This window comes from Paenibacillus sp. FSL R7-0345 (genome assembly GCF_038595055.1).
Classification (GTDB): domain Bacteria; phylum Bacillota; class Bacilli; order Paenibacillales; family Paenibacillaceae; genus Paenibacillus_AQ.
This window is the reverse complement of sequence record NZ_CP152002.1, coordinates 3,239,405-3,260,497: the sequence shown is the minus strand read 5'-3', so window position 1 is coordinate 3,260,497 and position 21,093 is coordinate 3,239,405. Positions and strand designations below refer to the sequence as shown.

Annotated in this window: 19 protein-coding genes; 3 read left to right on the top strand and 16 right to left on the bottom strand. The window is 51.2% G+C overall.

The genetic code is table 11. The features are described from left to right. Window positions 1-4: 4 nt before the first annotated feature. The 4 genes from NST84_RS13900 to NST84_RS13885 all read right to left on the bottom strand — a co-directional run bounded on the left by NST84_RS13900 (window position 5) and on the right by NST84_RS13885 (window position 5,564). On the bottom strand, window positions 5-1,513 hold the full coding sequence (locus NST84_RS13900) for a hypothetical protein (RefSeq protein ID WP_342566133.1): 1,509 nt from the start codon (window positions 1,511-1,513) through the stop codon (window positions 5-7). A gap of 246 nt (window positions 1,514-1,759) precedes the next feature. Beyond that, on the bottom strand, window positions 1,760-2,356 hold the full coding sequence (locus NST84_RS13895; RefSeq protein ID WP_342566132.1) for a GNAT family protein: 597 nt from the start codon (window positions 2,354-2,356) through the stop codon (window positions 1,760-1,762). A 183-nt stretch (window positions 2,357-2,539) separates the two neighbouring features. Further along, window positions 2,540-4,453: a threonine--tRNA ligase gene (gene thrS, locus NST84_RS13890; protein ID WP_342566131.1), complete on the bottom strand. Its 1,914-nt coding sequence runs from the start codon at window positions 4,451-4,453 to the stop codon at window positions 2,540-2,542. Window positions 4,454-4,889: 436 nt separating this feature from the next. Beyond that, a complete protein-coding gene (locus NST84_RS13885; protein WP_342566130.1) occupies window positions 4,890-5,564 on the bottom strand; it encodes an HAD family hydrolase in 675 nt (224 codons plus the stop codon). Between the two features lie 147 nt (window positions 5,565-5,711). Between NST84_RS13885 and NST84_RS13880 the strand changes: the two genes are divergently transcribed. Continuing rightward, a complete protein-coding gene (locus NST84_RS13880; RefSeq protein ID WP_342566129.1) occupies window positions 5,712-6,197 on the top strand; it encodes a DUF6803 family protein in 486 nt (161 codons plus the stop codon). Window positions 6,198-6,287: 90 nt separating this feature from the next. Here NST84_RS13880 and NST84_RS13875 read toward each other — a convergent pair whose 3' ends face one another. The 9 genes from NST84_RS13875 to NST84_RS13835 form a co-directional block, all read right to left on the bottom strand. Next, a complete protein-coding gene (locus tag NST84_RS13875) occupies window positions 6,288-7,700 on the bottom strand; it encodes a HAMP domain-containing sensor histidine kinase (RefSeq protein WP_342566128.1) in 1,413 nt (470 codons plus the stop codon). After that, the gene (locus NST84_RS13870) at window positions 7,697-8,404 is read right to left on the bottom strand and encodes a response regulator transcription factor (protein ID WP_342566127.1); all 708 of its coding nucleotides are present in this window, start codon (window positions 8,402-8,404) and stop codon (window positions 7,697-7,699) included. The genes NST84_RS13875 and NST84_RS13870 overlap by 4 nt, the downstream gene beginning before the upstream one ends. A 517-nt stretch (window positions 8,405-8,921) precedes the next feature. After that, a complete protein-coding gene (locus NST84_RS13865) occupies window positions 8,922-9,347 on the bottom strand; it encodes a MaoC family dehydratase (RefSeq protein WP_342566126.1) in 426 nt (141 codons plus the stop codon). A gap of 76 nt (window positions 9,348-9,423) precedes the next feature. Then, a complete protein-coding gene (locus NST84_RS13860) occupies window positions 9,424-10,782 on the bottom strand; it encodes a glycoside hydrolase family 64 protein (RefSeq protein ID WP_342566125.1) in 1,359 nt (452 codons plus the stop codon). 239 nt (window positions 10,783-11,021) lie between these two features. Further along, on the bottom strand, window positions 11,022-11,534 hold the full coding sequence (msrA, locus tag NST84_RS13855) for a peptide-methionine (S)-S-oxide reductase MsrA (protein ID WP_342566124.1): 513 nt from the start codon (window positions 11,532-11,534) through the stop codon (window positions 11,022-11,024). An 80-nt stretch (window positions 11,535-11,614) separates the two neighbouring features. Next, window positions 11,615-12,649 (bottom strand): Gfo/Idh/MocA family oxidoreductase, encoded by a 1,035-nt coding sequence (locus NST84_RS13850; protein WP_342566123.1) that lies wholly within the window; start codon window positions 12,647-12,649, stop codon window positions 11,615-11,617. Between the two features lie 43 nt (window positions 12,650-12,692). Next, on the bottom strand, window positions 12,693-13,781 hold the full coding sequence (locus NST84_RS13845) for a Gfo/Idh/MocA family oxidoreductase (RefSeq protein ID WP_342566122.1): 1,089 nt from the start codon (window positions 13,779-13,781) through the stop codon (window positions 12,693-12,695). 18 nt (window positions 13,782-13,799) lie between these two features. Then, on the bottom strand, window positions 13,800-14,564 hold the full coding sequence (locus NST84_RS13840; RefSeq protein ID WP_342566121.1) for a sugar phosphate isomerase/epimerase: 765 nt from the start codon (window positions 14,562-14,564) through the stop codon (window positions 13,800-13,802). A gap of 24 nt (window positions 14,565-14,588) precedes the next feature. Then, the gene (locus NST84_RS13835) at window positions 14,589-15,752 is read right to left on the bottom strand and encodes a Gfo/Idh/MocA family oxidoreductase (protein ID WP_342566120.1); all 1,164 of its coding nucleotides are present in this window, start codon (window positions 15,750-15,752) and stop codon (window positions 14,589-14,591) included. Window positions 15,753-16,130: 378 nt separating this feature from the next. Between NST84_RS13835 and NST84_RS13830 the strand changes: the two genes are divergently transcribed. Then, complete coding sequence (locus NST84_RS13830) at window positions 16,131-17,048, top strand: AraC family transcriptional regulator (RefSeq protein WP_342566119.1); 918 nt, start codon at window positions 16,131-16,133, stop codon at window positions 17,046-17,048. A gap of 21 nt (window positions 17,049-17,069) precedes the next feature. Here NST84_RS13830 and NST84_RS13825 read toward each other — a convergent pair whose 3' ends face one another. Continuing rightward, window positions 17,070-18,170, bottom strand: a complete 1,101-nt coding sequence (locus NST84_RS13825) for a YeiH family protein (protein WP_342566118.1) — start codon at window positions 18,168-18,170, stop codon at window positions 17,070-17,072. 178 nt (window positions 18,171-18,348) lie between these two features. Here NST84_RS13825 and NST84_RS13820 point away from each other — a divergent pair, with 178 nt between their 5' ends. Then, the gene (locus NST84_RS13820) at window positions 18,349-19,236 is read left to right on the top strand and encodes a LysR family transcriptional regulator (protein WP_342566117.1); all 888 of its coding nucleotides are present in this window, start codon (window positions 18,349-18,351) and stop codon (window positions 19,234-19,236) included. Window positions 19,237-19,273: 37 nt separating this feature from the next. On the opposite strand, the gene NST84_RS13815 is transcribed toward NST84_RS13820, so the two are convergent. After that, window positions 19,274-19,954, bottom strand: a complete 681-nt coding sequence (locus NST84_RS13815) for an ABC transporter ATP-binding protein (RefSeq protein ID WP_342566116.1) — start codon at window positions 19,952-19,954, stop codon at window positions 19,274-19,276. Then, complete coding sequence (locus NST84_RS13810; RefSeq protein ID WP_342566115.1) at window positions 19,951-21,015, bottom strand: ABC transporter permease; 1,065 nt, start codon at window positions 21,013-21,015, stop codon at window positions 19,951-19,953. Before NST84_RS13810 ends, NST84_RS13815 begins: the two co-directional genes overlap by 4 nt. Window positions 21,016-21,093 lie beyond the last annotated feature (78 nt).

Genomic DNA, 21,093 nt, shown 5'->3' with positions numbered 1-21,093 from the left:
TCACTCATCTTTCTTCTATAATAATAGTGTACGGACTCATCTCAAGCCCCGGCCATCTGACCGCCGGCTGCTGCCCGGTTCCGGTAATTTTGGTTCTTAGAACCTTGCCACGCAGAGACTCCAGCTCAGGATGATTGTCCAGCAGGTATTGAATGAGCCTGTGGCATTCATCTGTTCCAGCCGTATTCTCTTCACCGGATTCCTGTACCTTCACTTCAGCATGAAAAAACTGTGCCCATAAATCAACCGCATTCGGGTTGTTCGCCCAGCCAAGCTTTTCTTCTTCCGTAAAAGCTTCTGCAGCAAAGGTGAACCTGCCCTCAGCTGCAAGCCCCGCAAATACGGGAAGCCACAGCCCGGCAATCTCCGCCCAGGGTATCGTTTTGGGAATATAGGTCTCTTCCGGTTCTTCCCCGGCAGCCTCCGGCTCCTCCAGCCATTCTTCCGGCAAAAATCCGGTCTCCTGCTCCTCCCATGCCCAGGCGAGCGGATAAATAAAGTCCTGCTGCGGTGCAAACAACCCGCCTACCAGCAGCTCAAGACTGTCCCCGGAGGGAAGCCCGTCACTTTTCACCCACTCCTCCCATACATTGGTCCGGAAGTTAAAGCCGGCAGCCCCCCAGAACAGCTCGGGGAAGTTCAGCCGCAGATTCGTTTCCGCCTCAAAAATGCCCAGCACCACCTCAGCCAGCTCATCATGCACCTTCCGCGACAGCTCCACCCGTTCAGACAGCAGCCGCAGCTCGTTGAAATCGATCAGATCCTTTTCATCATTGGCCAGACGCGCCAGCGAGCGGTGAATACTATCAAAGTGTCTGCGTTCCTCGTCAAACTGCTGGTGAATCTCCTCCAGCCGCTGGTGGCGCATCACGCCGTATTCGCTGAACATATGCTTCGGATTACGGCGCAGCGCATTGCGGTATTCCTGCTGCTGCTGGGTCATCTTGCGCACACGGGAGATCAGCTCGTTCACATCCTGCAGCGCCCGTGTTACCCGGCCATGCTTGATATGCATTTGGATCTCCAGCAGTTTGATACTGATCTGGAACTCCTCAATAATCTCGTGGCTCATAAAAATCAGCTCCATTGCATGCTCAGAGAGCCTGTAGATTGTGGTTCCGCTCTCTTCCCAGCTGCTGCGTGTGGCATCCTCATCCACGGTAAAATATTTATATTTCTGCATCGTTATCTGCCGTGTAAGATCATCGTAAAATACCGCTTCAAAATCACCGCCGTTGCCGCTCCACAGCAATCCGTCCACCAGCCGTTCCACCGATTCCGCGGTTCCCAGCCCGGTGATCTTGAAGCGTTCCAGCGAGCTCCAGGCCAGGCCGATAATATCCTCTTTGGACCGCTGCTCATTCGACTCCAGCTCCAGATAATAGACCTGCAGCAGCACACTAAGCGCAATCATTTCCTTGTACGGCTGAAGCTCACCGAGATTCATGCCCGCACCAAGACTCCACAGCGGATTAAGCCGCTTATTCCGTTCTCCAAAATCCGACCAGTTCATAATATATAAGCCAACCCCGCCATCACTTCGTAATTGGTGACAAAAAAACATAACCCATATCAGCCCCTGTCAGGGAAATATGGGTTAGCAATCACAGATAACTAACATTTTCCTTGCGAATATATGTTTCTATTATATCAATGAAATAAAGAGTTGGCTATGACCCATAACTAGGATTCCGTCTTCACGTTAAAAAGGACTCCGCTGATAGCAGAGCCCGTTGCAGTAAGTACTGGATTGATAGCTTCACACATATTTCTCCTGCAAAAGATAATGCAAATTCGCTTTTACTCCCGGCCACTCCTCATCAACGATACTGTACAGTACATTATCCACAACAGTACCTTCCGAGGTGGTCCGGTGTTTGCGCAGGATGCCTTCTTTTACCGCGCCAATGCGTTCAATCGCTCTTTGCGATCTCAGGTTGCCGCGAACGATTGTGAAATTCACCCGGATCAGGCCAAGCTCCTCGAAACAATGCTGCAGCAGCAATGCTTTACCTTCTGTATTCACAGGTGTTCTCCAGTATTCCGGGTCAATCCAGGTACAGCCGATTTCCGCATTGCGGTGGGCATGGTCAATATGCATAATCCGGGAGGTGCCTGCAACGCGTCCGGTTGAACGGTCCAGCATGACAAACGGCAAATCGTGACCCTTTTCTTTGTTCATTAGCGCTGTATCAATCAGCTGCTCTGCTTGTGCGGTGGAGGTGATCTTTCTCCAGGTAAATTCCCAGATTAGCGGATTGCTTAGAATTGCAGTCAACTCCGCCTTATGCGCTGCCTCCATGGGAACCATTTGAATGTAAGTGCCGTTTAATGGTCTGATGTTCTCCGAGATCACACAATTGCCTCCTAAAATGCGGATGAGTTCAATGCATACTGCACAACTAAACGCCGATCTCCCGTTAAAGACCAGCTCTACCTAGATTGTAAACGATCTGCCCGTCCCTGTCTGTATGATTTTGATAAAAAAACAGCCCCGTTTATGTAAAAACGGAGCTGCTGCATATTAATGAAGGAACTTTTATTTCCGCTCTGCAATTTCAGCAGATATCTGCTGAACGAGTTCAGCGATACTCATCGGACCTGCATCTCCGCCTTCCCGTTTCCGCACAGAGACTGTACCGGAATTACGCTCATTATCACCCAGCACAAGCATGTAAGGAACCTTTTCCAGCTGGGCTTCACGGATCTTCAGGCCAAGCTTCTCACCCCGTACATCTGCCTCTACCCGGATTCCGGCAGCCGCCAGCGCCTGCTTTACCTCGAAGGCATAGTCCGCATGATTCACCGATACTGGAAGCAGCTTCACCTGGACCGGAGACAGCCATACCGGAAAAGCGCCGCTGAAATGCTCAGTCAGAATCCCGATAAAACGGTCTATCGAGCCGTATACCGCGCGGTGAATGACTACCGGACGGTGCTTCTGGCCGTCTTCGCCGACGTAAGTCAGGTCGAATTTTTGCGGCATCTGGAAATCCAGCTGCACTGTGCCGCATTGCCAGCTCCGTTTTAGCGCGTCGAGGATGTGGAAGTCAATCTTCGGCCCGTAAAAAGCACCGTCTCCTGCATTAATCCGGTACGGCAGGCCGCGGTTTTGCAGCACCTTTTCCAGCGCAGCCTCCGCCTGATCCCAGAGTGACTCTTCACCCATGTAATCCGCCGGACGAGTGGACAGCTCCACCTTGTATTCGAAGCCGAACACATTATAGATATGGTCGATCAGATCCAGCACCTGGCCGATTTCAGCTTCGATTTGCTCCGGCAGCACGAACAGGTGGGCATCATCCTGGCAAAAAGTGCGGACACGCATCATCCCGTTCAGCGAGCCGGAGGACTCGTTGCGGTGAACCTGCCCGAATTCAGCCAGCCGGATCGGCAGCTCGCGGTAGGAGTGCAGGTTATTTTTGAAGATCAGCATGTGTCCGGGACAGTTCATCGGCTTCAGTGCAAACTTTGCTTCGTCCGCCTGAGTGAAATACATATCGTCCTTGTAGTGGTCATAGTGTCCGGATTGCTCCCACAGCCGGTTGTTCATCATCAGCGGAGTACGGACCTCACTGTAATCCCGCTCGCGCTGCAGTCCGCGGCTGAAATCCTCCAGCTCTGTGCGGATAATCATTCCTTTAGGCAGATAGAACGGCATGCCCGGTGATTCCTCGGAGAACATGAACAGCTCCAGCTCCTTGCCGAGCTTACGGTGATCCCGTTTTTTGGCTTCCTCCAGCATGTGCAGATGCTCATCGAGTTGGGCTTTTTTCAGGAAAGCCACACCATAAATCCGCTGAAGCATCTTATTATCCGAATCCCCCCGCCAGTAGGCTCCAGCCACGCTCATGAGCTTGAACACCTTGATTTGGCCGGTTGAAGCCAGATGCGGTCCCCGGCACAGGTCGGAAAATTCCCCCTGATCATAAATACTGATAACAGCGTCTTCGGGCAGATCACGGATAAGCTCCAGCTTGAGCGGCTCCTCCAAACCTGAGAATAGGTTAACCGCCTCATTGCGGCTGACTTCCCGGCGGATGATCGGCAGATTTTCCTTAACAATAGCATTCATCTCCTGCTCAATTGCCGCCAGATCCTCGCTCGACAACGGCTGCTCGATATCAACATCGTAGTAGAAGCCGTCTTCTATGACCGGACCGATGCCCAGCTTCACCTTTTTGCCGCCGTATATGCGTTTAATGGCCTGTGCCATCAGATGTGCAGTGCTGTGCCGGTGTACGTCCTGGCCTTCTTTGCTGTCCAGTGTCACAATCTCAACCCGGCTGTCCTTAACAAGCGGATGATGCAGGTCTACCAGCTTTCCGTCTACTTTGCCTGCTACTGCATTTTTCTTCAGGCTAGGACTTATCGATTCTGCTACTGCACTAATATCAGTGTTATACGAATACCCTTTTATTTGTCCATCCGGCAGTTTTACTTTGATCTCCATGATTGTAGCCTCCGTCTCTTTAAGGTAATTGAACATTTGAACGCAAAAAAACGCATCTCTCCCGAAAAGGGACGAGTGCGTTCAGCTCGTGGTTCCACCCTAGTTTGACCTGCGCTGTAACACCCCCTGCTGTCAGGCGGAAGCTAAGTCGCATAATCCTCATGGTATCCGGTATCGGGGATAAGTCGGTGGCATTTACAGCCGCCCTGACAGCAGGGAGGGTTCAGTGCCACGGCTGCAAAGGGGTAACATCCGGCCGGTCTCTGTAAGAAGCTCTCACCACTCACTTCTCTCTCTGGTCAGTCCTTGGAGGATATCATGTCTTTGGTCAATGCCTTGGTTATGATGTTGCTTGGTGTTGATGGTTACATATTACTCAATGACAATCTTAAAAGTCAATAGCCATTCTAAAAAATAATTCAAATGCCCAGTACGTTTAACCGGCAGCCGGCACACTGATCTTTGTAATAATCTCTCCAATTTCCTCTACAGTATCTGCAATAAAATCCGCGCCGCTGGCGGACAATTCTGCTTCCGAACCATAGCCGACCAGTACGCCGATCGAGGCTACGCCGCACACTTTTGCCCCGATAATATCATGCTCCCGGTCGCCAATCATCACAGCTTCTTCAGGCACAATTCCATTCTGCTCCAGTACGTACTGGATGACTTCAGCCTTCCTGGAGCGGGTACCATCCAGATTGCTGCCGGCAACATGCCGGAAATACCCTTCCAGCCCGTAATGCTTGAGAATCTGTTCTGCGAAAACAGTAGGTTTGGACGTAGCCACATACAAGGTGTATCCCTTGGCTTGCAGCCCCTCCAGCAGCTCGGGAATCCCCGGAATTACAGCATTCTCGAACATCCCCACTGTGCTGTAACGTTCACGGTAATATACCACTGCCTGAGCCGCCTGCTCTTCCGTCATTCCCTGAATTTGCACAAAAGAATCGTACAGCGGCGGTCCGATATACGGCAGCAGCAGGTCAAGATGCCCCACTGTTATCCCGAACTTGTTCAGGGCATATTCCACACACCGGGTAATCCCCTCTTTCGGATCAGTCAGCGTACCGTCCAGGTCAAATAAAATACTTTTCAGCTCTCCATTCATCTCTCTCTGCTCCCCTCATAATTGCATATTTATACACAGGCGCATACATGCGCAACTTGTTCCATCATACCCCTGTTTCCACATACTTTCCACACACTTATCTATTAATATTTCAGAGTAAGTTATTTTGCTATTGGAGGATGTAACATGACAATGACACACTACATGTCACTGCTGGCGGACAATCAGCCATGGAATTTGATACTTTTTATGGCGATTCCCGTTATTTTTGCAGAGACGATTACAGTCACCGAGTTCTTTATTCTCTTCACCAAAAAACTTAACGGACCGCTGAGAGCCTTCAACCGGGTATGCAGTATTCTCGCCGGCCTCTATTTTACCGGTATCTTTCTGTATTTGTTCCCCACGGCGTTTATACCGCTAACGGTGAACGGTGAATGGCATACCTGGGTCGACGTTGTTGCTGTAGGCTTTTATCTGAGCGGAGTACTGTTCCTGCTGCCGCTGGCGCTGCTCGATCTCGGCCTGATCGCCCGCAAACGTCCGGAAGAGGAGAAGCTGAAGCTGCATTTCCTGCTGGTCAGCGGCTTCCTGGTGGTTGCGCATATTGCGATGATCTTCGGAATGATTAATCCGGAAATTATGGGCGGGATGGCCGGGATGAATCACTAATAACGCTAAAGAAGCAGAGCGTCCGTGTAACGGGCACTCTGCTTCTTTATACTGCATATGGAAAGGCTGATCACAACATGTGTATTACGCCTAAAAAGCTGCGCCGTTATCTGCCTCTTTCGTGCTACTGAATACAACCTCGCACCTCGTACCTTCTCCCGGCTTGCTGGTTATTTTAACAGCCCCTCCCAGCAGCCCCGCCAGCTTGTGCACAATGGACAAACCGAGTCCGGTTCCACCGTACTGCCGGGAGCGTGACTTCTCAACCCGGTAGAACCGCTCAAATATAAAAGGCAGCTCCTCTTCAGGAATGCCAATCCCTGTATCCTCCACAGTGAACCATACTTGAGCCTCAGTATACTGCAGCAGGACCCGGACTTCTCCCTCATCAGTGTAACGCACAGCATTTTCAAGCAGATTCATTACAATCTGTTCCAGCCGCTTCGCATCTCCGGGTATAGGAACTGCCTCTCCGCTTATGTTAAAAAGGAGCCTGATTCCTTTATCTCTGGCTGTAAGCTCCAGCTTACGAACCGCTTGTCCAGTTATCCCGGCAAAATCCACGAGCTCGATATGAAGCGGAATCTGACCCTCTTCCATTTTGGCCAGCTCGAACAAATCATCTACCAGGTGCTGGATCCGGTGTGCCTCCTGATCAATGATATCCAAATACAGCTTTTGCTCCTCCTCAGTCTCGTACAGCCCTTCTTTCAGGACCTTGGCATAGCCCTGCAGATAGGTGACCGGTGTGCGCAATTCATGTGATATGTTGGCAAGAAACTCCTGACGGGTATCTCTGAACCGCTGCAGATCTACAGCCAGATCATTGATTGCTCCAGCCAAAGTCCCGATTTCATCATTACTGCTGATCATCAGCCTCGTCTCCAGCTCCCCCGCCGCTATTTTGCGGGTAGCCTTCTGCATTTGGACCAGAGGCCGTGACAATATCCTTGCAATAATCAGCGTAATCAGCAGCGCCAGCGCAAAAGCAATGACACCCGAGAGCAGCAAAATATCACGTACATCCGCCAGGGACTGCTCCATACTCTCCGTAGAAGACATGACATAGAGTGCCGAAACAATGCGGTTTCCTTCTTCAATCGGCTGTGCTGTAATAAAATAACGGTGGCCGCCGGGATCAGTGTACACAAAGCTAAGGTCCCTGCCGGCAAAAATCCGGTCAAGCTCTCCGGCATGAATAAACGAACGGTCAGCAGAGTCATGTACGCCTGAGTGCAGCTTTACACCGCCGTCTTGGGAAATATTAAAGATACTAACATCTGTAAACTCGGCAAAAGACCTCATCATCTGCTCATTGGTCGTATCACCGGATTCTGCCATGGCTGTGAAATGGGATGCCAGCTCTTCGGCTTCTGTCCGCATTTCCCGGTAATAAAAGCTGCTGAACATCTTGTCGATGATCACACCGAGTGACAGAAGAACTACCAGAAAAACAGACATAATCGCCATGCCAAGCTTGAAGCCAATCCGGTTGCCGCTCATTCTGTAGGCTCCGGAGCCTGAAATTTATAGCCAAGCCCCCATACCGTCTGCACCGGATTATATCGGAGCCCTGCCTTTTGCAGCTTCTCCCGGATATTCTTGACATGCGTATCCACTACCCGGGTTTCGCCGCCGTATTCATTTCCCCACAGCTGCTCAACAAGCTCCTCTCTGGTGTATACGCGCTGCCCGCCGCGGGCAAGTGCGGCCAGCAGATCAAATTCCTTCAGGGTAAATACAACCTTCTCCCCCATAATCTCCACCTCGCGGGCATCGGGATAAATTCTCAGCCCAGAAAAGGCAAAAATCTCCTTCTGCGGTTGGGCTTGACGTGTAAGCACCGAACGCCGCAGCAGGGATTGAATCCGGGCCAGCAGCTCCTCCGGCTCAAACGGCTTGGACAGATAATCATCTGCGCCGATTCCGAGGCCAAGCACTTTATCCCTTGTCTCTGAACGTGCCGTAAGCATAATAATGGGCACATCACTGTGCTCCCTGACCGCCTTGCAGACCTGCCAGCCGTCCATATCCGGCATCATAACATCCAGCAGTACTAAACAGAACGGCTGTTGAGCGAGCTTCAACAACGCTTCATGTCCTGTGGCTGCCTCCTCTGTAGCAAAGCCCTCCCTGCGCAAATAGATCCGCAGCAGGTTCCGCATATTCCATTCATCATCAACGATCAGCACCTGAGGCTTCGTCAAGCTAATCACCCTTTGTGGTTGTACTGAACTACTCTTTTCTTTAATTATACCTTAATAAAAGCACAAGCCGGCAGCGTAACTGCTGCCAGCTTTTATAAATGCGTTAATAACCGGTGTGCAGATTTTCACCGGAAGCGGCAGAGATCTCCGGCATATCGTCAATTTAGCTTATAATTGTGTGGAAAGAATGTGGAGATGAAATAAATTCAAAAGGATGTTTCAGATAAAAAGCAAATTAGCTATACAAGAGGTTTATTTACGAGAGGAGTGATGTGGTATGAAAAATATCAGTCTGGAAATGGTTGGTTCAAGGAGTGTTTCGCACTGACGCAGAGGATGTTGTACTAAAGCTCTTATCTATTGAAAATTGATATGCATGCACCAAGCTTAAAGTGAAGAGGTAATAGACAGTGAAATCATATGGCTGCTGCAAATAGATTAGTATGATGTGACACAAAAAAACGGCGATCCGGATTCTAATGATCCGGACTGCCGTTTTATCCTTTTAGATATCCAGCTACTTCTGCACCAGCACCGTCAATTCGCCCTCAAACACCTTTACCTCTGCCTGATTGAACGTTGACAGCCTTACCGTCACAAGTCCTGTTTCATTTTTCTTTTCCGCCAAATCTATTACTTCTACCATGCAATATAATTCATCCCCCGGGAACACGGGCTTGATAAACCTGATATTATTCATCGCGGTTCCGGCGACTATGTCCTCACCATAGCTGCCGGTTTCGACCCACAGCTTAAAGGAAACAGCCAGGGTCTGAATGCCCGATGCGATGATGCCGCCGAATCTGCCCTGACTCGCTCTTTCTTCGTCCAGATGCATATACTGCGGATCAAATTCGGCGGCAAAGCTTTTTACATTTTCAGGTGTGATGCTTAAAGATTTCGTTCTAAAGGTCTGGCCGGCACTAAATTCATGAAACTTCATTCTTCCACCTCTTGGTTGTCTGTGTATGTAACTATATTAGATCAAGGTGATAGAATGAATCAAGAGAGTCGCAGCCTTACCAGGCCACGCGGATAATCAGGCCTTTAGGATTGCCGGCCTCCAGATATGCAGCCTGCCCGTTGACATCATCGTACGGGAAGCCGTAAGCCAGGCCATTAATACTGTGATCATGCCAGAATTTCGCATAATAGTTGGCCGGGGCCGCATTATAGTAGTTCGCTACATTGTTCCAGTTGCTGGTGGTATAGACATGGCGGTTGATTGCAGCAGCGGTAGCAGCATCGGTGAGAGCACCGTCACAGCGGAGAATATCCTGCGTGCTGTAGCTGGAATATCCGGCAAAATAATTGGCGTTCGCACCACCGGCTGCAAAAGACCCGTAAATCGGCGCTACAATCCGGTATGGAGCCTGGAGGGTAGCGAGCGGCTTAAAGGCCGCCGGAACCTCATTCTGATACTTCGTGAAGATTCCTGCCCGTGTCTCCGATTCCAGTTCACCGACAGTCTGGTCGAAGGAGCCGGTTGTGTTCACCAGCCGGTGCTGGATCGGGAATCCAAAAGCATCCACACGGGTAGTATTGCCATGATAACCAGTAGCATCAACGGTAAACTCTATGAAATCAAAGTAGATATTGCGGTTCGGATCAGTAGGATTGTTAATATCCGGCCCGGCGAAGCCGTCGTCATAAGTTTTGATATAGAGCGGTGTGCCGACACTGAGGAACATCCGTCCGGAGGTGATTTTTGGCAGATTGACCCAGGAGGCCTGGCTGACAGTGTGATAGATATTGGCATAGTTAACCCCGTTTTTGGTCAGGTGCCCGGAAGCATCATTAAGCGCGTTAGAAATGGGCAGCAGATTGCCGCCAAGATCGAGATAGCTCCACTTGCCGTTGGCCGGATTAATGCCGATGACCCCCCAGTAAATCTGGCTGTCGGGATAAGCGCCGCCCGTTCCGTTCATTACTTTGAGTGACATGGAACCGTTCGGAGCCGTGGGTATGGAGGATGCCGCAATGGAGTATATGGAGTTCGAAGAAGCAGGCGGTGTGGTTGGTGTGGTGCCTGAGGCCGTCCAGGTAAACCAGCCTGTATCATATGCCGGAATGCCATTGTTGTATGTGAAAAAATAACTGATCGCTGTACCTGCGGACACACCGGTTACGGCCTGCTCATAGCGGGCTGTGCTGCTGTTGTACGTCATCCGGAAATTTAGCTGTGTGCCGTTGTTGACCTTGTAGTGCACATCTACCCATGAGGTACTGACCGTTGACTTGAACCAGACCGTTGCCGTCGTTCCTGACAGGCTGGCCCCTTGGGTGTAGTCGGCAGCTGCGGCTTTGGAACCGAACATCGGCAGGCAGGAGAGCAGGAGCACTAGCGCGAGGGTTAACATTGACCATTTTTTTCTCATCGCAATTTCCTCCATTTAATGGTTTTCAATCAATCACGCACCAGTTATGGTTGCGTTTTCAACACTGATTATAGTCCCGTACAGGCCTGTTTAGTAGGAGCAGAATTTTGGTTTTTACACCCAAAATTTGGGGTGAAACGTTATTATTCCAAGGTCCCCTCATCTCTTTGCTGCAAAAAATCCAAAAAGCCTTATTTCTCCATAAGTCAGAAGAAATAAGGCTTCCCTGTATCACTCCATTACCAGTGCTTCGAAATAAACGTATCGCGTCCGGACTGCTCGCGGTCCTCTTTGTAATGCTTCGGATTTTTTTTGTGATAATCCTGGTGATATTCTTCAGCCCGGTAAAATACCGGGGCAGGCAGTATTTCTGTTACGACCGGTCCCTCAAATCTGCCGCTTAGTGCAACCTGTTCCTTGGAAGCTTCTGCCGCCTGCCGCTGATGCTCATTATAATAAAATACCGCTGTCCGGTACTGGCTTCCCCGGTCCTGGAACTGTCCGCCGTCATCGGTCGGATCGATCTGCGGCCAGAACAGCTCCAGCAGACGTTCATACGGGAACAGCTCCGGATCAAAGGTGATTTGTACAACCTCATAATGCCCGGTAGTTCCTGTCTTTACTTGTTCATAGGTCGGATTATCCACTGTTCCTCCGGCGTATCCGGACACGATCCCGTGAATTCCCGGCAGCTCCTCAAACGGAGTCACCATACACCAGAAGCAGCCTCCTGCAAACATTGCCTGTTCCATAAGTTATTCCCTCTCCCTATCTCTCTCATCAGCAGTTCAAACTGCACATGTAATGAAGATAAGGCCAAATAACGGTAAAGTCAATTCAAGTGACTGCCGCTATGGGTTACGGGCGTACTCCGGTGGTCTGATGAACGGTAGATGCCGGCAATGATTTCAAGCGCTTTTAACCCTTCCCGGCCGTCCAGCCAGAACTTACGCCCTTCCCGGAGATGGTCATAGAAATCATGAATCAGCCACTGGTGCCCGCTTCCCCAATAAGACTTGCCGCCATTTGCAACTGTGCCAGGTTCGCACAGCAGCTGTTCACGGCCATCCTTCCACAAATAAAGACAATCCCGGCGCTGCAGTAGGGTGCCCTGCTCAAATACCAGCTCCAGCTCCACTGGTGAGTTGACAGGGTAAGCGTTAGTTCCATAGAACAAGCCTCTAACCTTATTGGTAAAGGTGATACAGGCATGGGCGCTGTCTTCGACTTCGATAACCCCATCCAGCACGTCGGTGCTTACTGCGCCGCTGACCGCAGAGATTTCACCGCCGAACCACTGCAGCAGATCCAGTGTATGAATGGTCTGGTTAATCAGTACGCCGCCGCCTTCTGTAGCCCACTTCCCCCGCCAGTTGCTCCCCGTATAATACTGTTCGCTGCGGTGCCAGGTAACTGCACCTTTCATGCAGAGCAGCTGGCCCAGCTGGCCGCTGTCGATCATCTGTCTGATTCTCTGCGACGGTTCATTATACCGGTTCTGGAACACTACGCCCAGCTGACCCTTGCTGCGGTCGGCTGCATCAATGATCCGCCGGGCAGACGGGACATCTGCAGCCAGCGGTTTTTCGGTTAACACATGCTTGCCGGCATTCAGGAAGTCAATTGCCATCCGGGCATGCAGATGATGGGGTGTACACAAATGAACAACATCAACATCTTCCCTTGTCAAAAGCTCGCGATAGTCCGGCACCGTCTCGCAGCCGCAGAGTGTGCCAAAGGCTGCAGCCTGCCCGGCATCACTATCCGCTGCCGCGACCAGCCTTGCCCCTTCCATTGAAGCAATTGCATTGGCATGGAGCGGTGCAATCGCCCCGCAGCCGATGATTGCTGCTCTAAGTGCGGTCATTGTCAACACCATCCGTTCTTTATGCGCGTACGCAATCAGTGAGCTATTTTAAACTATCCGGTGTAAGGTTAAGGGCGGAGGCCTGGGCGATCAGACAAAGCTCCGCTGCCTTGAACACATGCTCCTGGGTCATGGCGTTTTCGGTCCGCTGCAGACAGTCGAGAATCAGCTCACCGAAGAAAGGATAACCAATTTTGCCGGCGACATGCTCGTAATGCTCTCCCTCATTGTCTACCCAATAGACATGATCTGATTCGGTGGAGCGTCCGATATCAATGTACTTGCGAAGCTCGATATACCCTTCTGTCCCCAGAATGACTGTACGGCCGTCCCCCCAGGTTCCGAGTCCCTCCGGAGTAAACCAGTCTACCCGAAAATATTGCGTAGCCCCGTTATCCCCAACCAGGGTAACATCCCCGAAATCCTCAAGCTCCGGATACTGCGGATTGTTATAGTTGGCGACCTTGCTGTGCAGCACTTTTGCGTCTCTGCATCCGGCATAGAACAGAAACTGTTCAATCTGATGACTGCCGATATCGCAGATTATGCCGCCGTATTTATCACGCTCGAAGAACCAGTCCGGCCGGCTTGGCGCATTCAGGCGGTGCGGCCCCGTGCCCATTACCTGAATTACGCGGCCGATGGCCCCCTGCTTAACCAGCTGCCCGGCATATACTGCGCTTTCCACATGCAGCCGTTCGCTGAAATAGGTCATGTATTTGCGACGTGTTTTCTGGACCTGTACCTTTGCTGCGGCAAGCTGATCCAGCGAGGTGAACGGAGCCTTGTCCGTAAAATAATCCTTGCCGTGATCCATCACTTTGAGGCCCAGCCCGCCCCGTTCAGAAGGAACTGCAGCTGCAGCCACAAGCTTAACCTCGGGGTCGCCGAGAATTTCCTCGGCACTGCCTGCTACTTTTACTCCGGGATAGACATTTGTAAAGGCCTTTACCTTGGCTTCATCGGGATCATATACCCATTTAAGCTCCGCTCCTGCCTCGATCAGCCCGTTGCACATTCCGTATATATGCCCGTGATCCAGCGCGATGGCGGCAAAAACGAACTCCCCCGGCCGGACTACCGGACGTGCTTCATATTTGGGTGCGTACATCATTCCGTCTTTACGGTTCATCTTCTGTTCTCCCCCCGGTTATACAAGCTTTTTGAGATAATTCAGGCTGATGGCCAGACTCTCAAACGGATCACGCCGGCAGACATCCTGTTCCACTACATACCATTCCACACCGGTCTCACGGCAGGCTTCAATAATATCCGGATAGTTCATATTCCCTTCTCCAATTTCAGCAAAAGTCGGCTTCCGTTCCACTATCGCCATATCTTTAAGGTGAACCACCTGCATTCTTCCCTCCACCTTGCGGACCCAGTTCACCGGACTGCCTCCGCCCGCCTGAACCCAATACAGATCCAGCTCGAAGCCAAGAACCTCTGCATCACTTTCATTAATCAGCACATCCATTCCGGTCACACCGTCAAAGCGTTCAAATTCAAAATCATGATTATGATAAATAAACTGCAGGCCATGCTTCTCCTTCAGGGTACGGGCAATATCAGTGGCCTGGCGGACAAAGCTGCGGTAGCCTTCCTGACTGGTCTGATACTCTGCCGGCAGCGAGCCTAATCCGATGTATTTGCAGTTCCACAGCTTATGTTCAGCGGCAAGCGTTTCCAGATCATTCACCATCCGGTTCCACGGGACATGAGTTGCACAGATGGCAAGCCCGTTTTCATCTGCGTATTCCTTGACCAGCTGCGGATCTATCGGTCCGATACCCGAGACCTGCACAGCCTTATAACCAATTTCCTTCACTTTACGGAAGGCTTCCCGTAGTCCCTCCGGCGTTTTGGTGAATTCCCGCAGCGTATACATTTGTGCAGCAATCGTATTAAGGTTCATTCTGTAAAATCGCTCCTCTTGGGTTTAGTGGGTCCCCGATACATTCAGTGCTTTACCTTCGCCAGTTTCCTTCTGGAAAGTTGAATTTCGTACCTTTTCCATCAGATGTTCATGGAATAAGTCTGCATCGATCGGCAGGTCAACCCAGTTGTCTGTCCAGGCAGACAGGTACATTGCGTTCGATAACGTCAGCCCGTGAATGCCTTCTTCCCCAGGAGCAATCAGCGGCTCGCCATTCAAAATGGCATTGGTAAAGTTGCGCATAATCCCCTGATGACTGCCTCCGTCACCATTCTCCACCGGGATTTCACATTTCCAGCATTCCGGCTGGCCGAAGCCTCCGGTATAGGTGCGGTTGAATTCAGGCTCCGGAGTCCGCAGCCGCCAAAAGGTCAGCTTGCCGTCTTCGACAACGATTTTGCCGTTATCTCCGGTTATTTCAAAACGGTTCGTGCCCGGAGCCTCACCAGTAGTAGTAATGAACAGGCCGGTCGCCCCGTTCTCATACTCCACATAAGCCGTTACATCATCTTCCACCTCAATGTCGCGGTACTTGCCGAACTGGCAAAAAGCCCGTACCCGCTTCGGCATCATGCCTGTTGTCCACTGCCACAGATCAAGCTGATGCGGGTCCTGATTCAGCAATACCCCGCCGCCTTCACCGGCCCAGGTTGCCCGCCAGCCCCCGGAGTTATAATAGCTCTGCGAGCGGTACCAGTTCGTAATGATCCAGTTCGTCCGGCGGATCTGGCCAAGCTCACCTGAAGTAATCAGCTCCCTCAGCTTCCGGTAGAGCGGATTCGTCCGCTGGTTGTACATGATGCCGAACTTGCGGCCGCTCTGCGCCGCGGCATCGTTCATTTCCTGTACGGCCTTGGTAAATACGCCTGCCGGTTTTTCGATCAGTACATGCAAGTTATGCTTCAAGGCTTCAATCGCCAGCGGCGGATGATCATAATGCGGCGTTGAGATCAGGACCGCATCAATGCTGCCCGATGTAAACAGCTCTTCCGCTGTGCTGAACCGTAGTACATGCTCAGGCAGCTGCTCGGCTGCCCACTCCAGCCGCTCCGGGCTGATATCGCAGACAGCGGTCAGCTCCGCCCCCTTCACTTCATTCAACAGACTGAACGCATGGGCCCGGCCCATATTGCCGACCCCGATAATGCCATAACGGACCTTATTCATCTGATCTATCACTCCTGTAAGGGTTTATGAAATGAGAATAACCTTAATCCCGGCGGAATGACATGAGCGGAATTAAGGTATTTTTGTATATTATTAAGATGTAATGAACAAATGAAAGCGGTATAATGGTGAAATAACGCTAGCCTTCAAAAATTGTACACTAACCTGCGAAGAACGCAGCTCCAGAGAATATTTGGACTTCCGGCCGCTGTTAGGTTTGGATTTCCTGATTTTGGACCGCAGATTGCGGTAGAAATCCAAACCTAAAGGCGGACGCTACCGCTCCTCCAGTTCCAAAATTCTCTTCCGCTGCTTCCGCCTATAGTGGATGATCTTTTCCTGCAAAACAATTTAACCATTAAGGAGGGAAAAGCAGAAATGAACGCTTCCGGCATGATGAACGGAAAGCTGAAGAATGAAAAGATGGAAAATGAAAAGATGAAGGACAGAACCATAGATAGGATAAACGGCACCCAGACAGGCAATCTGACCGGGAGGCTGCTGCAGAACCTGACAGTGAGGGTGTCGCACGCCCAGTTAAGCAGCAAGTATCCGGGGTGGGACCGCAGCAATGAGACCCCCTCGTTTAACCGGCTATATTTTATAGACAGTGGTGAAGGGAAGGTGATCATTAACGGGGAGACACATTATCCGCATGCCGGCCATTTAATGATTATGCCTGCGGGTACAACCCAGACCTCCGTCACTTATCCGCAAAATCCGTATGTCCGCTATTATTGTCATTTTGATGCGCAGATCGGAGAATGGCCTTTATTTCACAATGCGGGCAAGCTTTATATCTGCGAAGTGGCTGATCCGGACGCGGTCCGGGCGATTTTTAATGAGCTGATTGATCTGTTTCAGGATGACAGCTTCCTCTCCACATTGCGCAGGCAGGCGAGTCTGCTTCAGCTGCTGGCGATCTGTCTGGAGGGCGGCGGGTATGCCAACTTTCTGGACGATGTAGCACATACCGGGGATCACGGCAAGCTCGCGAGTGTGCTGGGGTACATTGAGGAGCATCTTCCTGAGCCTATGGAGGTGGAAGAGCTGGCCGGGCTGGTGCATCTTCATCCGAACTATTTTATACCCTACTTCAAGAAGTTTATGGGGATGCCCCCGATGCATTATGTGCAGTACAAACGGATGGAGCAGGCCAAACGCCAGCTGTCAGGCACTAAGTTCAGCATCGGCGATATCGCCGAGCAGGTCGGCATGGACCTGGCCCATTTTTCCAAGGTATTCAAAAAGACAACGGGTGTATCGCCGTCAGCCTACCGCAGCAGTACAAGATAACAGGTACATTCGTACATATAGTTACTTCAAGCCCATTACGTGGATAAGCACATATCCAAGCAGGGAGAGCAGCAGCGATCCGGCCAGACCGGCTGCAAAGGGCTTGCGGCCTAAGCGGCCAAAGGTTTTAAGGTCTATGCCAAGTCCGAGGCCTGCCATGGCCATGGCCAGCAGCACATAAGCCAGCACCAGCAGATCAGCAGTAAGTCTCTCTGGAAGAATACCTACTGTGTTCACACCGCTCATCAGCAGAAATCCGCCGATAAACCAAGGCACAGGGAAATTACGCTGTGTATTGCTTATTCCGCTGTTTGAGCTCTCCGTATTGTCTGCAGCTGCGGATTGGCTGCGCAGTCTGCGGTTTTCCCATAAGCCCAATCCCAGTGCTACCGGTGCAAGCAGCGCTACCCGGGTCAGCTTGACAATAACCGCAAGATCAGCCGCCTGCTGCCCTACAGGAGCAGAAGCAGCAATAACATGCGCGACTTCATGAAGGGTTGCTCCGGCAAATATGCCATATCCTGCTTCGCTAAGCCCAAGCAGCGGATAAGCGGCAACATAAGCCAATGTAAAAATCGTGCCCAGAACAGCAACCGTCGCAGCACTTACTGCTATTTCGTTATCATTCGCTTTTATCTGCGGGGCAACAGCTGCTACGGCAGCCGCTCCGCAAATGGCTGTTCCGCAGGCGGTCAGGATACCGAGCTTCCGGTCGATTTTCATTGCTCTGATCAGCATATACACGGCAACAAGTGTAACAACAATATGAATGACAGCGATAGCCAGCACCTTGGGGCCAGCCTGTATAATGTCGTGTAAATTGAGCCTCAGACCCAGCAGAATGATACCGGCTCTGAGCAGCTTTTTGGCTGAGAATTGGATACCTGTTGCTGTTCTTTCCGGTACTCCGGCTACAGCGCGCAGGATGACTCCGAGCAGAATAGCCAGAACAAGCTGGCCCATCATGTTCAGAAAAGGCAGCATAGCCAAGTATTTCGCGGCAATCGCAAGCATGAGTGTAAGCAGCAGGCCTGCTGCGAACCCCCGGTATCCGGTGATCTTCCGCTCCTGTTTAAATTCCTGCTTCGGTTTATTTATCTGTTGAATGCTTTGAATATGCATCTGCTCTCACTCCCTGACCGCCGCCTCACAATGCGGCTCCTATGCACCAACTATACGGCCGTGCTGCGGGAAAGTGAAATACAGGTTTGCTATTTCAATCATTAGTAATACTTATGATTGACTGAAGACTCTATGTTATTATGATAATAAATAGGCATTTAGAAAATGAGGGATGATCATGATTGTTGATGCACTGCGGGTATTTGTAACCGTTGTGGAACAGCAGCATTTCTCCAGGGCCGGTGAGCTGCTGAACCTCTCACAGCCTGGAGTAAGCCTGCATATCCGCAATCTGGAGAATGAGCTGGGCAGCAAGCTGCTGCACCGTTCTCCCAAGTCGGTAAGGCTTACAGAGGCTGGTGCCGTCCTCTATAAACATGCCAAACAGATTCTCGCCCATTACGAGGAGGCTGCGCAGGAAATCCGGCTGCTGCGGGATGAAGTTACGGGCAGTCTTATCCTTGGGGCAAGCTTTACGATTGGAGAGTACATTTTACCGGGCAAGCTGGCTGAATTCGCGAGGCAGTACCCGCAGGTCAATCTGCAGGTTACGATCGGAAATACCGAGGAGATTATTGCAGCCGTCAAAGCAAATCAGCTGGATATCGGTTTCATTGAAGGGGAAACCAGCGACTCAGAGCTGGACATTATTCCCTATATGAAGGATGAGATGATCATCACCGCGGCAGCCGGTCATCCGCTTGCCGGAGCGCTGATTGTAGATAACGAAAGGTTACAGAACCAGGTCTGGGTACTGCGGGAACCCGGCTCAGGTACGCGGGCTTACAGCGATCACTTTCTGCAGGAAGGGTACCTCCCGGTCAAACGCTCATATGTAATCAACAGCAGCCAGGGGGGCAAAGAAGCCGTTGCCGCCGGGCTGGGAATCTCCCTGATGTCCCGCTGGATTGTGAGCAAAGAGCTGGCCAGCGGAGAAATCAGTGAACTCAGGACCCGGCAGAAGCTGCCCGAAAGAGATTTCCTGATCATCCGCCGCAAAGAAAACCAGACCGTCATGGCGATCCGTGTCTTTCTGGAGAAGCTGCTTACAGCAGCAAAAGCCTGATCCCTTGATAGCTAAGGAATCAGGCTTACAATCAGATTTACTTATGCTCCACCAAAACGCCGTGCTCCAGGTGCAGCACCCGGTCGCACCATTCCAGCATCCGCTCGTCGTGGGTGACCATCACTGCGGCTTTGCCTTCGCTCCGCACCTCATCCGCGATCATCCGCACGACCTCCCGTCCGCGTTCGAAATCCAGGCTGGCCGTCGGCTCGTCCGCGAACAGAATCGCCGGCTTGTTCATCCAGGCTCTGGCAATCGCCACGCGCTGCTTCTCGCCTCCCGAAAGCTTCTCGGGATAATGATTGCGGCGTTCCCAGATACCGAGCCGCTTCATCAGATAAGCAGCCCGCCCCCTGGCTTCCTTCGTCTCCAGCTTTGCCAGCTTAGCGACATACATCAGCTGTTCCTCCACCTTCAGGTAAGGCAGCAGCTGTGCACTCTGGAACATAAAGCCGATTTTTTGCAGCCGCAGCTCTGTCAGCTCTTTCTTATCTTTATTGTTAAGGAATTCCCCATCAATATAGATCTCACCGCTGGTTGGAGTCAGCAGGGCGCCTGCCGCAGAGAGAAAGGTACTTTTACCGGAACCGGAAGGACCCAGAACAGCTACAAATTCACCCTCATTGACCGTAAGATCAAGCTGGTTAAGTACAGACATTGTCTGGCCGCCGTCCCCGTAGGTTTGGGTGACTTGCTTCATCATTAACATGGCACTCATGCTCCAGCCCTCCCTATCGCTTCCAAAGCATCCACTTTAGCCACTCGCACTACTGAAATTAATGCACCAAGCAGCGACATGCCAACAAACAATATACTTGTCAAAAGAATGGTTGAACTCTCCAGCTGGAACGGCATCGAATCCGGCAGGCCCATATTCATGCCAAAGGTCAGCAGCAGACTGACGGCCAGGCTCGCTACGGACAGCATCAACACTTGGCCTACGACACTCCAGGCAAGATAAGACATTTTGGTCCCCATCGCCTTCAGAATACCGAATTGGCTGGTCTTTTGGATGGTAATCACATAAAAGAATACAGCCAGCACAAATGCCGCGATTACGAACAGAAAGACAATCATCATTTGCAGGGAATTCTGTTCAGCAGCATAGCCTGGAATACTCTTGATCGCCTGCTTTTGCGTAATCGTTTCAACATGGTCCAGCTTACCGGCTACGTCATCCGCCTGTGTAGAAGATGCTTTCAAGGCTATAACATTAAAAGGAGCAGATAGTGATTCAGGACCCGGCTGCACAGCAGCACCCTTCATTGTCTGCCAGTCCGCATTGGTAATATAGACAACGGGCATGTGGCTATAGGAGCTGTCTTCAACCACACCATCCACCTTGAAGCTCATCCCTGATGCCTGGTCGATAATGGTGCTTCCGATCGTAATTCCTGATTGCGTAAGCTTTGAATCGATAACAGCTCGGCCCTGTGAAGTATTGGTTAGTGAATCCCCCTCGGCCACATCAGGTGCCAGCATCCCGTCCATATCCACCGCAAAAAAAGTGATATCCGCCTTAGCATCAGAAGCCTCAGCTGTAACGGTGCTTGTCTGAACGGCCAGCGCAGCGGCATTCTCTTTACCGACAACGGACTGTGCCGCAGCCAGCTCTGTTTCACTTAACTGTGAACGCCTGAAGGCATGCTCAGCATCATCTTGTACCGCAAAGTAGTTCGCCGGCATATTTTCAACTGCAGAAATATTGGCATATGCCAGTCCGCGGGCCAGCCCGGTTACAAACAGCACCAGGAACGAAACCAGCAGCATAATTACCATAATGAGACTGTATCTTGCCTTGGAGTGCCTCATCTCCCTCAAAGCCAAAAACATATTACCACTCCCTCATCTCTGTAT

Excerpts from the sequence above, each read along its gene's own strand:
- NST84_RS13850 (WP_342566123.1), bottom strand. The coding sequence starts at position 12,649 with ATGACCGCACTTAGAGCAGCAATCATCGGCTGCGGGGCGATTGCACCG.
- NST84_RS13860 (WP_342566125.1), bottom strand. The coding sequence starts at position 10,782 with ATGAGAAAAAAATGGTCAATGTTAACCCTCGCGCTAGTGCTCCTGCTC.
- NST84_RS13845 (WP_342566122.1), bottom strand. The coding sequence starts at position 13,781 with ATGAACCGTAAAGACGGAATGATGTACGCACCCAAATATGAAGCACGT.
- msrA (WP_342566124.1), bottom strand. The coding sequence starts at position 11,534 with ATGGAACAGGCAATGTTTGCAGGAGGCTGCTTCTGGTGTATGGTGACT.
- NST84_RS13810 (WP_342566115.1), bottom strand. The coding sequence starts at position 21,015 with ATGGTAATTATGCTGCTGGTTTCGTTCCTGGTGCTGTTTGTAACCGGG.
- NST84_RS13820 (WP_342566117.1), top strand. The coding sequence starts at position 18,349 with ATGATTGTTGATGCACTGCGGGTATTTGTAACCGTTGTGGAACAGCAG.
- NST84_RS13875 (WP_342566128.1), bottom strand. The coding sequence starts at position 7,700 with ATGAGCGGCAACCGGATTGGCTTCAAGCTTGGCATGGCGATTATGTCT.
- NST84_RS13865 (WP_342566126.1), bottom strand. The coding sequence starts at position 9,347 with ATGAAGTTTCATGAATTTAGTGCCGGCCAGACCTTTAGAACGAAATCT.
- thrS (WP_342566131.1), bottom strand. The coding sequence starts at position 4,453 with ATGGAGATCAAAGTAAAACTGCCGGATGGACAAATAAAAGGGTATTCG.
- NST84_RS13830 (WP_342566119.1), top strand. The coding sequence starts at position 16,131 with ATGAACGCTTCCGGCATGATGAACGGAAAGCTGAAGAATGAAAAGATG.
- NST84_RS13900 (WP_342566133.1), bottom strand. The coding sequence starts at position 1,513 with ATGAACTGGTCGGATTTTGGAGAACGGAATAAGCGGCTTAATCCGCTG.
- NST84_RS13840 (WP_342566121.1), bottom strand. The coding sequence starts at position 14,564 with ATGAACCTTAATACGATTGCTGCACAAATGTATACGCTGCGGGAATTC.
- NST84_RS13885 (WP_342566130.1), bottom strand. The coding sequence starts at position 5,564 with ATGAATGGAGAGCTGAAAAGTATTTTATTTGACCTGGACGGTACGCTG.
- NST84_RS13825 (WP_342566118.1), bottom strand. The coding sequence starts at position 18,170 with ATGCATATTCAAAGCATTCAACAGATAAATAAACCGAAGCAGGAATTT.
- NST84_RS13835 (WP_342566120.1), bottom strand. The coding sequence starts at position 15,752 with ATGAATAAGGTCCGTTATGGCATTATCGGGGTCGGCAATATGGGCCGG.
- NST84_RS13815 (WP_342566116.1), bottom strand. The coding sequence starts at position 19,954 with ATGAGTGCCATGTTAATGATGAAGCAAGTCACCCAAACCTACGGGGAC.
- NST84_RS13880 (WP_342566129.1), top strand. The coding sequence starts at position 5,712 with ATGACAATGACACACTACATGTCACTGCTGGCGGACAATCAGCCATGG.